The organism is Mycolicibacterium agri (assembly GCF_002553505.1).
Taxonomy (GTDB): Bacteria; Actinomycetota; Actinomycetes; order Mycobacteriales; family Mycobacteriaceae; genus Mycobacterium; species Mycobacterium agri.
Map to the genome: position 1 here is coordinate 47,826 of NZ_PDCP01000006.1, position 12,099 is coordinate 59,924.

The following is a 12,099-nucleotide window of genomic DNA, read 5'->3' on the forward strand; positions in this document are numbered from 1 at the left end:
CAGCTGTGTGGATCGAAATCGCCGAGCGTCGGCTCAGAGTTGCCGACGCGCCCGCTTGACCTGTTCGACGACATCGTCGTCGCCGGCGAAATCGAGGCGGGCGGCGTCGCGGCCCGAGAGGAAAAGCAGCATCTCGGCCGGTGACCCGGTGATCACGCAGCGCGGCCCCTTGCCCACCGACGCCAACGTCGCGCCCGCGGTGTCCTGCAGGATCACCGACACCGGGGCGCGCCCGAGCGACACCATGGCGGCGAACCGGACCTGACGGCGCAGCGCGGACATCAGGTCGTCGTCGAGCTCGCGCGGCTCCCACTCGGGCGCTGCCCGGCGGACATCCTCGTGGTGGATGAACATCTCCATGGTGTTGACCAACGGGTCGAGCAGCTTTAAGGGCGAATACAGCGGCGGGCCCGAGGCGACCATCTGCAGCAGATCCGGCCACTCGGTGGAGTCGGCGAGTTGCTTCTGCTTGCGCGCCGTGTAGTCGGCGAGCGCGGGAATCAGAATGCCCGCGCCGGCGTCCGGTCGGCGTTCCCGGATCACCAGGTGCGCGGCCAGGTCGCGGGTGGTCCAGTCGCCGCACAGCGTCGGCGCGTCGGGTCCGGCGGCGCGCATGGTCTCGACCAACGCGGCGCGTTCACGGGAGGCTGCTGTCATACCCCGAACATGCCAGATCTCAGCGGGCCGCCCCGCGAGTTGAGCGTTTCGCCTCCGCGGCTCGGTAGAGAGCGCGCAGAACATACGGCATGACGCCGCCGTGCCGGATGTAGTCAGCCTCGCGTGGGGTGTCCAGCCGCAGGCGTGCGTCGAAGGCCCGCCCGTTGCTCTCGACGGTCACGCGGTCCCGTGTGTCGCCGGTGTTCAGCGCGGCCAGACCGGTGATGCTGACCTGCTCGGCGCCGGTCGGCGCGACGTCGTCGGGGCCTGCATCGATCAGCTCGACCGGGATCACGCCCATCGCCACCAGGTTGGAGCGGTGGATGCGCTCGAAAGACTGGGCGATGACGGCCCGCACGCCGAGCAGCGCAGGCCCCTTGGCGGCCCAGTCCCGCGACGACCCGCCGCCGTAGTCGCGTCCCGCGACGACAACGATCGGCACCTTCGCCTCCCGGTATGCGGTCGCTGCATCGAAAACCGTTGTCTCACGACCACTATCGACGAAGTTGCGGGTCCGCCCACCGCGCGTGCCCGGCGCCACCCGGTTCTGCAGCCGCACATTGGCGAACGTGCCGCGCGCCTAGGGCGGCGACGATCAGACTGTTCTTGATCGACTGCACGTAGGCCGCATAGGTGAAGACCCTGTCGTAGTTGTTCATCGACAGGCTCTTAAGCGGTGACTGCAGCGGGGTGAACACGAGCGTGAACGAGCGCATGATCAACCCTACGATCGGCACCAGGGCGCCCATCACCACGTAGAAGACGATGGCGCACAGGCTGATCCACTTCAGCCAGCCCAGGTCCAGCGGACGCGGGCGGGTGGCCTTGCCGCGCACCGAGACGAATCGCTGGGCATCCTTGAGCATCTTGGCCTGCAACGCGACAAGGCCGATCGTGACAAACAGGATGATCGCCGAGGCCGCGCCGAGAACGCCGTAATCCGGGTTGATCGACTGCAGGCCGTTCTTAAACAGGAATGTCGAGAAGACCTGGATGTTCACCGGCTGTCCGTACAGCAGCGGCACGCTCAGCGTTTCCACTGACATCGAGATCACCAGGATCGAGCTGTAGACGATCGGCGGTCGCAGCATCGGCACGATGACCGCGAAGATGACCCGCAGCGGACCCGCGCCGCAGACCTGCGCGGCGGCCTCCAGCGACGCGTCGCTCTGCCGTAATGCATTGGCGCAGAAGGTGTACGCGATGGGGGCGAGCGCCACCGCTTCTGTCAGGGCCATGCCGGGGATCGAGTACAGGTTCCACGGCAGGTGGCCGAGGACCTGCTGGACTTTGATACTGACGAAGCCGGACGGCCCGTACATCATGATCCAGCCGAACCCGAGGATCAGCGAGGAGATGAAGAACGGCCACTGCATGGCTGCCGAGAGGATTCGCCCGCCCGGCACCGTCGTTCGCACGACCACGATCGCCATCGGCACCGCGAGCACCAACGTCAGAATCGTTGTCAATCCCGCGAACAGCACCGTGTTGAGCGCTACTTCACCGAACCCGGCTTCGGTGAACAGCCGCACATAGTTGTCCAGGCTGAGCACGCCGCCGGCCTCGTACAGCGGCCGGTCGAGCAGGGACTGATACAGCGTCGGCACCACCGGCGCCAGCACCAACACGGCGAGAAAGACGACGACCGCGTACTGCAGCCACAGGTCCCGTCCCAGGCCGAGGAATTTGCGGTATCGGGGAGCCGGATAGCCCCCCGACACCGGGCCGGAAACGGTTGGCGTCTGCACCGTCGTCGTCATGGCAGAGACAGTCCTTCGTATCTTTTTCGAGATCAGCGATGGATCACCGACCGAGCAGGCCGTCCCAGCGGTCGGTGAATTCCTTCACCTTGTCCTCGGGCACCTTGACGTACTGCACGTCGATGACGTTGTCCTCGCCCACGGACTCGACCAATTCCTGGTACGTGTGCCTGCCGTCGGTCGCCTCGATGCCGTCGCGGTAGGACGTCAGGCCGCCCTCGGCGACCGCCCGCTGCCCTTCATCGGAGAGCACGAAGTCGGTGAACAGCTTCGCGGTTGCGGGATGCGGTGCCCCGGAAGCGATTCCGACACCGCGCGGCAGCACCACGGTGCCGTCGTCGTAGAAGGAGATGCCGAGCAGCCCGCCGCTGTCGTCGACCTTCGGATAGGTGGGAGCGGCACTGATGAACATGCCGGCGAGGTATTCACCGGAGGTGATCTTCTCCAGTTGCGTGCCCGAGGAGGTCTCGGCTTTGGCCATCGGCAGAACCTTGTCCAGCGCCGACCAGGAGTCCGGGCGCGCGCTGACGAAGCCGTTTGACACCGTGAAACCGAACGCGCCGTTCACATCTCGCGTCGTGATCTTGCCCCGATACTTGTCCGGGTCCTTGCTGACGATGTCGGCCAGGCTCTTCACCCCGGTTGGTTGCTCCGTCATCAGTGAGGTGTTGTAGACGATCGCGATCGGGTCGAGCGACATCGCGTAGACGTTCGGCATCAGCGTCGCCTGCTCCGGGAGCTTGGCCACCTCGGGTGACTTGTACTCCATCAGCGTTCCCGGGCGCGCCCCGAAATCCGCCCACGCCTGCGCGGCGTTGGACACCACGATGTCGGCCGGCGAGCCAGCGGTGGCCTGTTCGCTGAGCACACGCTGGAACACCTCGTCGCTGTCGAGGTTGTTGGCCGAAATCTCGCCGACCCAGGGGTACTTCTTCTTGAAATCCCGGAAGATCGGGGCCCAGTTTTCCTGGTCGGTGTTGGAGTAGATGGTCAGCGTGCCGCCCTCGTTCTGCGATGCGGCGATGAGGTCCTGGTAGTCGGCTGGGTAGTAGTCAGGTGCCTCGCCCGTCTTGACGACGTTGTCGGCTCCCGGTTCGGTGGATTCGCCGGATCCGCATGCCGTGAGCGCCATGATCACGGCGCCGAACACCGCGGCAATGCGAACCAAGCGACGCGTGCCGCCTGCCCGGGCGCTCGGGGGGACTGACTTCATGCTCTTCCTCCTTGAAGCAGAGACCTCAGCCTCGTGTGTGCCCGCTCACAGTAGGAGGTTATAACCTATGACGTCAAGGTTGAGTTTTGCCGCGAGGCGACAGGCAAACGACTACGTCCACGTCATGCAGGTAGAGCTTCTCAGCTGGGCAAACGAGCCCGCGACCGAACGCTAGCGGAGAGGGAGCTGGGTACTGTAAGTTATAACGACGTCGAGAGAGGTCGGATGATGTCGCAGCCCGCTGAGCTCTTTGAAACCAAGAGCGACTACGCCTACCGGCAGGTGCGCGATCGGATCCTGTCCGGCGAGCTGCAGCCCGGCGCGGTGATCCAGCAGCGCGAACTGGCCAGCCAAATCGGCATCAGCACCACACCGCTGCGCGAGGCACTGCGACGCCTCAAGAGTGAGGGGCTCGTCGAGCTGGATGCCCACCGCGACGCCCGCATCACCCCGCTTCGCGCCGAAGAAGCTCGCGACCTGCTCGAATTACGGAAGTCGCTGGATCCCTTGGCCGCGGGCCTTGCCGCGCAGCGGCGCACCAACACCGACCTGCAGGCGATTCGCGCCGCGCTGGCCGCGGTGGAACCGCTGCCCACGCCACCGGCGGTCGGCCAACTGGTGGCCCACCGCAATCTGCACGCCGCGATCTACCGCGCCAGCCACAACGATCTTCTGATCGCCGCTTTGGAAGGACTGTGGGACAAGGCCGACCGGTATCGCCGGCTGGCCTTGCAGGCCGGACGAACTCAGGCGGCCCGCGACCAAAAAGCCAATGAGCACCGGCTGCTCGTCGAATACATCGCCGCAGGCGATAGCGAGGCAGCGGCCGATGTCATGCGCGCCCACATCGACACTAGCCTGGGCGCCACAGCAGTGTGGCGCCTCGGCCACGAGAACGAGAACACGGGAGAATGACTGCGCTGTGAAGGAGCACGTCCTCGTCGCGGCTGTGCACGCCACCCCCGCGTCGATTCCGCCGCTACGTCTGGCCCTGTCCGATGAGCTGCCCGGTGTGCAGCTGTGGAATATCATCGACGATCGGCTCGGTCCCGATGCCGATGCGGCCGGCGGTGAGTTGAGTCCGCAACTGCGCGACCGAATGCTGAGCCTGGTCCGCTACGGGGTCACCGGCGGCGCCCACGCGGTCATCATCGCCTGCTCGATGTACGGCGAGGTTCGGCGCGTCGCTCAAAAGCTGTTCACCACACCTGTTTTCGCCTCGGATACCGACATGATGGCCGACATCGTGCGCGCCGCTCCCCGCCGGGTGGCGGTGTTGGCCTCCCTCGAGGGCGCCGCCGCCGACACGACGGCGCGGCTGACCGAGATGTTGGCTTCGGAACAGCAGCCTGGGGAGGTCGTGCCGGTGTTCTGCGCGGGCGCCGCCGAGGCCGCGAACCGCGGCGACCTCTCCGCACTCGTGACCGAACTGGGCACCGGACTGGAATCGGTCGGCACCGCCGTCGATTTGGTCTGCATCGCGCAGTATTCACTGAGTCCGGCCGCCGACGAGTTGGCGGCCAAGACCGGCCTGCCCGTGGTGGCGCCCACTCGGGCCGCCGCACGGGCGATCGCGCGTCGTCTGGAGCAGTCATGAGTGCGCCCGCGATCGGCTGCATCGCCGACGACTACACCGGAGGAACCGATGTCGCCGCGGCGTTCCGGCGCGAGGGCCTGCGGACCGTCCTATTGTTCGGCCCGCCCGACGACGCGACGCGGGTGGAGGACTGCGACGCGCTGGTCGTGGCGCTGAAAACCCGCGCCTTGAGTGCGGCTGCGGCAGTGAAAACATCGCTGGCCGTGCGCGATTGGCTCGTGACGGATGCCGGTGTCGGCAGCGTCTACTTCAAATACTGTTCGACGTTCGACTCGACGGCCGCGGGCAATATCGGCCCCGTCACGGACGCGCTGCTCGACGCCGCAGGCGAGCGTGCAACGGTGATCTGCCCCGCCACCCCCGAGCACGGACGCACCGTGTATCAGGGCCACCTGTTCGTGGCCGACCAGCTGCTGTCAGAGTCGTCGATGCGTCACCATCCGCTGACCCCGATGACCGACTCGTCGCTACCGCGCCTCATGGCGGCCCAGTCGTCTCACCCGGTGACGCTGCTGAACTGGCAGCGAGTCGGCAACGGGGACAAGGCAATCACCGATGCCATCGATGAGGCCGCCCGCAACGGGTACCGCCACGTCGTCGTCGACGCCCTCGATGACGACGACCTCACCACGATCGCCCGCGCTGTCGTCGGCATGCCCGTCGTCACCGGCGCCGCGGGACTTGCCGGTGCGCTCGCGCGGGTCATCGGCGGCGACGCGCGTCCGGGCACCGAGCAGCCTCGGCCCGCGCCTACCGGGGCCACGCTGATTCTTGCGGGCAGCTGCTCGGCGACCACACTGGGCCAAGTCGCCCACGCGCGCGAGCGATTCCCGTCGTTCCGCCTCGACCCGCGCGCTGTCGACAAGACCGCCGACCTCTTCGAGCCCGCCCGAGCCTGGCTGCTCGAGCACCTGGGCCACCAGCCGGTGATGGTGTACTCGTCGGCACCCGCAGACGAGCGCGGGCCCGCCGACCCCCACACCGCAGCCGAACTCGAGTCCACGATGGGGGCGCTGGCCAAGGCCGCGGTGGCCGCAGGAGCGCAACGCGTCGTGGTCGCGGGCGGTGAGACCTCCGGCGCCGTCGTCGATGCCCTCGGCGTGAAATCCGTTGTCGTCGACGCCGAAGCCGACCGCGGGGTGCCGTGGTGCACCGCCGCCGACCAGGGCATCTCGCTGCTGTTGAAATCCGGCAACTTCGGCCGACCCGATCTCCTGGTGAGGGCGGCGACCAGCACGACGCTGTCATGACCGTCGCCGAAGACATCGTCGAACTGGGCGCCTCGTTCTTTCGGCGGGGGCTGACGTTCGGCCGCACGGGAAACCTCAGCGCGATCGATGCGGACGGCACCATCGTCATGACGCCCACCGGGGTCAGCCTGGAGCGGCTTCGCGCCGACTCGCTCTCGCGCGTCACGCGGGAAGGCGAGCACGTCGGCGGACCGCCGCCCACGAAAGAGGCGTTCCTGCACCTGGCCATCTACCGCGCCCGACCCGGCGCAGGCGCCGTGGTGCACACGCACAGCACGCATTCGGTTGCCGTCTCCTGTCTGCGGGACATCGATTCACGCAATGCGCTTCCCGTGTTGACCGCGTACTACGCGATGCGGGTCGGCCGGCTGCCGCTGCTGCCCTATTTCGCCCCCGGCGACCAAAGCCTCGCTGCCACAGCGGAATCGGTGGCCGTCGAGCACCATGCCCTGCTGCTGGCCAACCATGGACCGATCGTGGCAGGCAAAGACCTGACAAGCGCGGCGGACGCGCTGGAGGAGATCGAGGAGACCGCCAAGCTGTTCCTTCTGCTGCGGGGACAGGCGGTCAACCCGGTGTCCGACGAGGAGGCGCGACGACTGAGCGACCAGTATCGATGAGCACCGAGCACCGTTTCGCCGCCGAAGACGTCGTCGTACACGGCCTGAAAATCCTACGGGCGCACGGTGTTCCCGAAGCCGACGCCCGGCTCGTCGCCGAATCGCTTGTCACCGCGGATATGTGGGGCCATCCGTCGCACGGCATGCTGCGGCTGCCGTGGTACGTCGCCCGCCTGCGATCCGGTGTCATGCGTTCGGTCGACAACACCGAAACGCTGTCGTCGTTCGCAGCGGTTTCGGTGCTCGACGGCCGCGACGGCATCGGCCAGGTCGTCACCCATAAGGCCGTCATCGCGGCGGCCGATGCGGCGCATGCGTACGGCGTCGGAGTGGTGGCAGTGCGCAACAGCAATCACTTCGGCACGGCGGCCTACTGGACCCGCATCCTCGCCGACCGTGGCTGCGTGGGCATTCTCACCACGAACGGCAGCCCGGCCATGGCGCCGTGGGGCGGCATCGACAAGATGGTCGGCGCGAACCCGTGGTCGATCGCCGTGCCCGGCGGCGCGCATGGAACCGTCGTGCTCGACATCGCCAACATCGGGGTCGCCCGCGGGAAGGTCTACGCCGCCAGGCAACGCGGCGAGCGGCTGCCGGAGGGCTGGGCCGTCGACGCGTCCGGGCTGCCCACCACCGACCCGCAAGCCGCAATAGACGGGCTGATCCTGCCGATGGCCGGACACAAGGGCTACGCAATCTCGTTCATGATGGACGTGCTGTCGGGTGTCCTGACCGGAAGTGCCTTCGGCAGCGACGTCGTCGGCCCGTACGTGCCGGATCGACGCAGCGGATGCGGTCACCTCGTGATCGCGATCAACATCGCGGTCATCATGGCGCCAGAGGTCTTCGTCCAGCGCATGGACGAACTGATTTCCAGCCTGAAGCGTTCGCGCACGGCGCCCGGACAGGAAATCGTGGTACCAGGTGAACTGGAAAACCGCGCCGTCGCAGCGGCTTCCGGCAGCGTCACGCTTGCCGCGCGGACCGTCGAAGAGCTCAACGACCTCGCGGCGGCATGCGGGGTCGAGTCGCTGCTGCGAGGGCCGCGCTGATGTACACGCTGTTCGTCACGCTCGACGTGCACGCCGACAAGCTCGACGAGTTCATCGCTGCGATCACAACCAACGCGACCGCGTCCTTGCGCGACGAACCCGGATGCCTGGCGTTCGACGTGCATCAGGATGTCGACACGCCGACGCGCTTCTACCTCTACGAGATCTACGCCGACGAAGATGCCTTCCGCGTCGCGCACCGCAACGCGCCGCACTACGCGCGCTGGCAGGAAGCCGCGAAGGTATGCGTGGTGGCAGGCAGCCACAAGAACACCTTCGCGCGCCCGCTCCACCTGGGCCGCTAAGTCGCTCAACCGTCGTCGGCACCCTGTTCGGCAGGCAGCGGAGCCGGAAGCGGTGTCGTGGATGTCGGCGTGGCAGGTGCAGGCGCCTGCGGGCCGTGGTAGTCGACCATTGTTTCCTCGCGCACCACCTTGCTGCCCTCGCTGATGACGAGCGACTTCGCGGTGACCATATAGCTGACCGGGCCGTTGTCGGCGACGAAGGTTCCGTCGGTGGACTCCTCGGCGGGCACGATCAGCTTGGCGCCGTCGCTGACACGAACGCCGCGGTACTCGAAATCGCCGTCCGGCGTCTTGCAGATCGCCACCCGTGAATTGCCCGTAGCGCCAAACACCACAACGGATTTCGGCGCGGGGCAGCGTGCCGTCGAATTCACATAACCGCCTTCGTCAGAGGCGGGTGCAGCCGCCGCAGACGGCAGCGCGGCGGCCACCGCTGCGCCAGCCGCCACCATTGCCATCAGGCCATGAAACTTCAAGCTGGACATCGCGTCTCTAGCGCACCACGGCCGCCCCGTACGGCGAAGCACCAACGCCGGGTCACACGAAATCGTTAGCTGGCCGAGACCGAAGGCAGATCCGTCAGCCGGCCGCAGTGATCTCCTTCAACTCGTCGACCGCCTCGCGAATGTACCGCGCGAGGTCATCTGGGTGCTCCTCGGTGGCCCATCGCTCGAACGCCACCCGAAACACGGCGACACCGGCCTCGGCGATCAGCTTTGCCGCGGTCTCGCCGACACCGCGGGCGCGCAGAGCATCGGCCATCGCCGAGGCCATCGCCGCGAGCTTGCTCAATTCCCGCTCGTGCAAGCCGGGGTTGGCCGCGATGACGGCTTGGCGCCGTCGCGCCTGGCGGTGGCGGTCCGCGAACACCGGCGCTGAGGCCTCGAGAGCGGCGGCCACCGCGTCCAGTGGCGCCACCGAGTCCGGAGCCTCGGCGATGGTGGTGACGAACAGTTCGAGCAGTGCGTCCTGCCCGCCGAAGAGCACCTCGCGCTTGTCGGCGAAATGGCGGAAGAACGTCCGCTCGGTCAGGCCCGCCCGTTCGGCGATCTCGGCGACCGTCGTCTGGTCGAAGCCGCGTTCGGTGTACAGGTCGAGCGCGGCCTCCTCCAGACGACCACGAGCGTTCGGCTGCCATCGACCCATGCGCGGGATCCTACGGGATGACAGTAACTGACATCGCGTGTTACCCGTCATGTCAGTCACTGTCATCACAAGGAAGGGTCTGGAAATGCGCATCTTCGTCACCGGCGCGTCGGGTTTCATCGGATCGGCAGTCGTCGCCGAGCTGCTCGGGGCAGGCCACCAGGTCGTCGGGCTGGCCCGGTCCGAGGCGTCGGCACGGGCCATAGCGGAAGCGGGCGCCGAGGTGCACCGCGGCAGCCTTGAAGACACCAACAGCCTGCGTCAAGGCGCCGAATCCACCGACGGCACAATCCATCTGGCGTTCCGTCACGATTTCGAGGATTTCGACATCGCCGCTGGCTCCAAATTCGACCGGCGTGCCATCGAAGCCCTGGGTGACGCGCTGGCTGGGTCCGACCGGCCGCTGGTGGTCGCCGCGGGCATTTTCGGAATCGCGCCGCCAGGGGCCGTCGCCACCGAGGACCAACCCGCCCCGAACGAGTCGTTGCGGGCCTCCGAGCCCGCAACGCTGGCTTTCACCGACCGCGGTGTGCGCACCGCGGTGCTGCGGCTGCCGCCGAGTGTGCACGGCGAGGGTGACCACGGATTCGTGCCGCATCTGATCGGGATCGCCCGCAAGACCGGTGTGTCGGGGTATCCCGGCGACGGAACGAATCGCTGGCCGTCGGTGCACCGCCTCGATGCCGCGCGCGCCATTAGGTTGGCCACGGAATCGGCGCCGCCGGGAACCATCGTCCACCCGATGGACGACGAGGGAATTCCGGTACGGACCATTGCCGAAGTCATCGGCAGGCACCTCGGTCTACCGGTCAAGTCGATCCCCACGGAGGACGTATTCGGCCACTTCGGCTGGATCGGTCCTCTCTTCGCGCTCGACGCCGCGGCGACGAGCCTGCGCACCCGCGAGCTTCTCGGCTGGCAGCCCACGCACGGCGGCCTGCTCGACGACCTCGAGGCCGGCCACTACTTCAAAGAAGCCTGATGGCCTCGGTGCTTTTGCCGACGGTCTGCGCCGCGTCTACGACGTCGCCGCCGTGCTCGAAACCGACTGACTCACAAGGTAACTCTCGAGTCCTTCACGGCCGAGTTCGCGACCGTAGCCGCTCTGCTTCACGCCGCCGAACGGCGCAGCGGGATCCATGATGTAGCCCTGGTTGACGCCGAACGTCCCCGACCGGACCCGGCCCGCGACCTCGAAGCCGCGGTCCAGGTCGGGGGTGAACACCGCACCCGCCAGGCCGTAGTCCGAGTCGTTGGCGATGCGCACCGCATCGTCCTCGCTGTCGTAGGGGATGACGGTCAGCACAGGGCCGAAGATCTCTTCGCGGGCGATCCGCATCCCGTTGTGCGCGTCCGCGAACAACGTCGGCCTCACATACCAGCCCGTGTCGAGCCCGTCGGGCATCCCGGTGCCGCCGGTGACCAGCCGCGCACCCTCGCGCTGACCCTCCTCGATGTAGCCGCGGACCCGGGTCTGCTGTCGCTCGGCGACCAGCGGACCAAGGCGCGTCTCGGGATCGCTGGGATCGCCCACCGACATCGACGCCACTCCGGCGGCCAGCGCGTCGACGAACTCGTCCTGGCGCCGGGCGGGTACGAGGATGCGGCTGAGCGCATTGCACACCTGGCCGCTGTTGGCCAGGCTCGCCGACTGGATGGCCGGTGCGACGAAGGAAGGATCGGCGTCGTCGAGCACGATCGCCGCCGACTTTCCGCCCAGCTCCAGGCTCACCTGCTTGAGCCCCTCGGCGCAGGCCATCGCGACCTGGCGGCCTGCCGCCGTCGACCCGGTGAACGAAACCTTGTCCACCCCTGGGTGTTTCACCAGGGCCTCGCCGACATCTCGATCACCAGGGACGACGTTGAAGACGCCTGGCGGCAAGTCCGCCTTGGCGACCAGGTCGGCGAGCAGCTGGGCGTCGAGCACCGACTCCGGTGACGGCTTCAGCACCACAGCGCAGCCGGCGAGCAGCGCGGGCACGACCTTGCCCACGGTGAGGAACTGCGGCATGTTCCACGGCACCACCGCAGCCACCACACCAACCGGTTGCTTGTTGATGCGAATGTCCTTGCCGTAGAGGCCTGCTCGCGCCTCCTGCCAGTCGAATTTCAGCGCAAGATCGGTGAACGCGGTGAACAGCATTGACGGCAGGCCGACCTGCGCTCGCTTGGAAAACGCTATGGGCGCGCCGATCTCGGCGGTGATCAGTTCCGCCATCGCGTCGCGGTTCTGGTTGTAGTGCTCGGCCAGCCGCTTGACCGCCTCGACGCGCTCGGCCGGCTGCATCCGCGGCCACGGTCCCTCGTCGAACGCCGCCCGCGCGGCGTGCACGGCCCGATCCACGTCCGCAGGCCCGGCCAGGGTGACGGTGCCGATCACCTGCTGGCTGTGCGGCGAGACGACGTCACGCGCGGTGCCGGACTCCGGCGGCGACCACTGCCCGTCGATGAAAAGTTTGTCGCTGATATGCACGCCGTAGAGACTAGCCGATCGGCTAG

General features: G+C 67.5%; 14 protein-coding genes. 7 read left to right on the top strand and 7 right to left on the bottom strand.

All coding sequences use genetic code 11. The features are described from left to right. Positions 1–33: 33 nt before the first annotated feature. From CQY20_RS05060 to CQY20_RS05075, 4 genes are read right to left on the bottom strand one after another with little or no spacing between them, the layout of a single operon-like run. Entirely contained in the window at positions 34–657 is a 624-nt protein-coding gene (locus CQY20_RS05060) for a TIGR03085 family metal-binding protein (RefSeq protein ID WP_097938650.1), read from the bottom strand. A 19-nt stretch (positions 658–676) separates the two neighbouring features. After that, on the bottom strand, positions 677–1,216 hold the full coding sequence (locus tag CQY20_RS05065; protein ID WP_097938652.1) for a hypothetical protein: 540 nt from the start codon (positions 1,214–1,216) through the stop codon (positions 677–679). Further along, positions 1,152–2,417 carry an ABC transporter permease gene (locus tag CQY20_RS05070; RefSeq protein ID WP_097938654.1) on the bottom strand — a complete coding sequence of 422 codons (1,266 nt, stop codon included), beginning with the start codon at positions 2,415–2,417 and terminating at the stop codon, positions 1,152–1,154. Before CQY20_RS05070 ends, CQY20_RS05065 begins: the two co-directional genes overlap by 65 nt. Positions 2,418–2,460: 43 nt before the next feature. Next, on the bottom strand, positions 2,461–3,630 hold the full coding sequence (locus CQY20_RS05075) for an ABC transporter substrate-binding protein (protein ID WP_097938656.1): 1,170 nt from the start codon (positions 3,628–3,630) through the stop codon (positions 2,461–2,463). 225 nt (positions 3,631–3,855) lie between these two features. On the opposite strand from CQY20_RS05075, the gene CQY20_RS05080 reads away from it, so the two are divergent. Genes CQY20_RS05080 through CQY20_RS05105 form a run of 6 tightly spaced genes read left to right on the top strand, consistent with a single transcriptional unit; the run spans position 3,856 to position 8,454 of the window. After that, positions 3,856–4,545 carry a GntR family transcriptional regulator gene (locus CQY20_RS05080; protein ID WP_234816104.1) on the top strand — a complete coding sequence of 230 codons (690 nt, stop codon included), beginning with the start codon at positions 3,856–3,858 and terminating at the stop codon, positions 4,543–4,545. A 7-nt stretch (positions 4,546–4,552) separates the two neighbouring features. Next, positions 4,553–5,227: an aspartate/glutamate racemase family protein gene (locus tag CQY20_RS05085; protein WP_097938658.1), complete on the top strand. Its 675-nt coding sequence runs from the start codon at positions 4,553–4,555 to the stop codon at positions 5,225–5,227. Continuing rightward, positions 5,224–6,477: a 3-oxo-tetronate kinase gene (gene otnK, locus CQY20_RS05090; RefSeq protein WP_097938660.1), complete on the top strand. Its 1,254-nt coding sequence runs from the start codon at positions 5,224–5,226 to the stop codon at positions 6,475–6,477. The genes CQY20_RS05085 and otnK overlap by 4 nt, the downstream gene beginning before the upstream one ends. Beyond that, complete coding sequence (otnC, locus tag CQY20_RS05095) at positions 6,474–7,097, top strand: 3-oxo-tetronate 4-phosphate decarboxylase (RefSeq protein WP_097938662.1); 624 nt, start codon at positions 6,474–6,476, stop codon at positions 7,095–7,097. The genes otnK and otnC overlap by 4 nt, the downstream gene beginning before the upstream one ends. Beyond that, entirely contained in the window at positions 7,094–8,149 is a 1,056-nt protein-coding gene (locus tag CQY20_RS05100) for an Ldh family oxidoreductase (protein WP_097938665.1), read from the top strand. Before otnC ends, CQY20_RS05100 begins: the two co-directional genes overlap by 4 nt. Beyond that, positions 8,149–8,454 (top strand): putative quinol monooxygenase, encoded by a 306-nt coding sequence (locus tag CQY20_RS05105; protein ID WP_097938667.1) that lies wholly within the window; start codon positions 8,149–8,151, stop codon positions 8,452–8,454. The genes CQY20_RS05100 and CQY20_RS05105 overlap by 1 nt, the downstream gene beginning before the upstream one ends. Before the next feature lie 5 nt (positions 8,455–8,459). On the opposite strand, the gene CQY20_RS05110 is transcribed toward CQY20_RS05105, so the two are convergent. Both CQY20_RS05110 and CQY20_RS05115 read right to left on the bottom strand, forming a co-directional pair. Beyond that, positions 8,460–8,912 carry a hypothetical protein gene (locus CQY20_RS05110; RefSeq protein ID WP_234816105.1) on the bottom strand — a complete coding sequence of 151 codons (453 nt, stop codon included), beginning with the start codon at positions 8,910–8,912 and terminating at the stop codon, positions 8,460–8,462. A gap of 121 nt (positions 8,913–9,033) precedes the next feature. Beyond that, complete coding sequence (locus tag CQY20_RS05115; RefSeq protein WP_097938671.1) at positions 9,034–9,600, bottom strand: TetR family transcriptional regulator; 567 nt, start codon at positions 9,598–9,600, stop codon at positions 9,034–9,036. A gap of 85 nt (positions 9,601–9,685) precedes the next feature. On the opposite strand from CQY20_RS05115, the gene CQY20_RS05120 reads away from it, so the two are divergent. Further along, a complete protein-coding gene (locus CQY20_RS05120) occupies positions 9,686–10,582 on the top strand; it encodes an SDR family oxidoreductase (RefSeq protein ID WP_097938673.1) in 897 nt (298 codons plus the stop codon). Between the two features lie 36 nt (positions 10,583–10,618). Here the strand turns inward: CQY20_RS05120 and CQY20_RS05125 are convergent, their stop codons facing one another. Further along, entirely contained in the window at positions 10,619–12,073 is a 1,455-nt protein-coding gene (locus CQY20_RS05125) for an aldehyde dehydrogenase (protein ID WP_097938675.1), read from the bottom strand. Positions 12,074–12,099: the final 26 nt, after the last annotated feature.

Excerpts from the sequence above, each read along its gene's own strand:
- CQY20_RS05105 (WP_097938667.1), top strand. The coding sequence starts at position 8,149 with ATGTACACGCTGTTCGTCACGCTCGACGTGCACGCCGACAAGCTCGAC.
- CQY20_RS05110 (WP_234816105.1), bottom strand. The coding sequence starts at position 8,912 with ATGGCAATGGTGGCGGCTGGCGCAGCGGTGGCCGCCGCGCTGCCGTCT.
- otnC (WP_097938662.1), top strand. The coding sequence starts at position 6,474 with ATGACCGTCGCCGAAGACATCGTCGAACTGGGCGCCTCGTTCTTTCGG.
- CQY20_RS05060 (WP_097938650.1), bottom strand. The coding sequence starts at position 657 with ATGACAGCAGCCTCCCGTGAACGCGCCGCGTTGGTCGAGACCATGCGC.
- CQY20_RS05080 (WP_234816104.1), top strand. The coding sequence starts at position 3,856 with ATGATGTCGCAGCCCGCTGAGCTCTTTGAAACCAAGAGCGACTACGCC.
- CQY20_RS05070 (WP_097938654.1), bottom strand. The coding sequence starts at position 2,417 with ATGACGACGACGGTGCAGACGCCAACCGTTTCCGGCCCGGTGTCGGGG.
- CQY20_RS05120 (WP_097938673.1), top strand. The coding sequence starts at position 9,686 with ATGCGCATCTTCGTCACCGGCGCGTCGGGTTTCATCGGATCGGCAGTC.
- otnK (WP_097938660.1), top strand. The coding sequence starts at position 5,224 with ATGAGTGCGCCCGCGATCGGCTGCATCGCCGACGACTACACCGGAGGA.
- CQY20_RS05100 (WP_097938665.1), top strand. The coding sequence starts at position 7,094 with ATGAGCACCGAGCACCGTTTCGCCGCCGAAGACGTCGTCGTACACGGC.
- CQY20_RS05115 (WP_097938671.1), bottom strand. The coding sequence starts at position 9,600 with ATGGGTCGATGGCAGCCGAACGCTCGTGGTCGTCTGGAGGAGGCCGCG.
- CQY20_RS05075 (WP_097938656.1), bottom strand. The coding sequence starts at position 3,630 with ATGAAGTCAGTCCCCCCGAGCGCCCGGGCAGGCGGCACGCGTCGCTTG.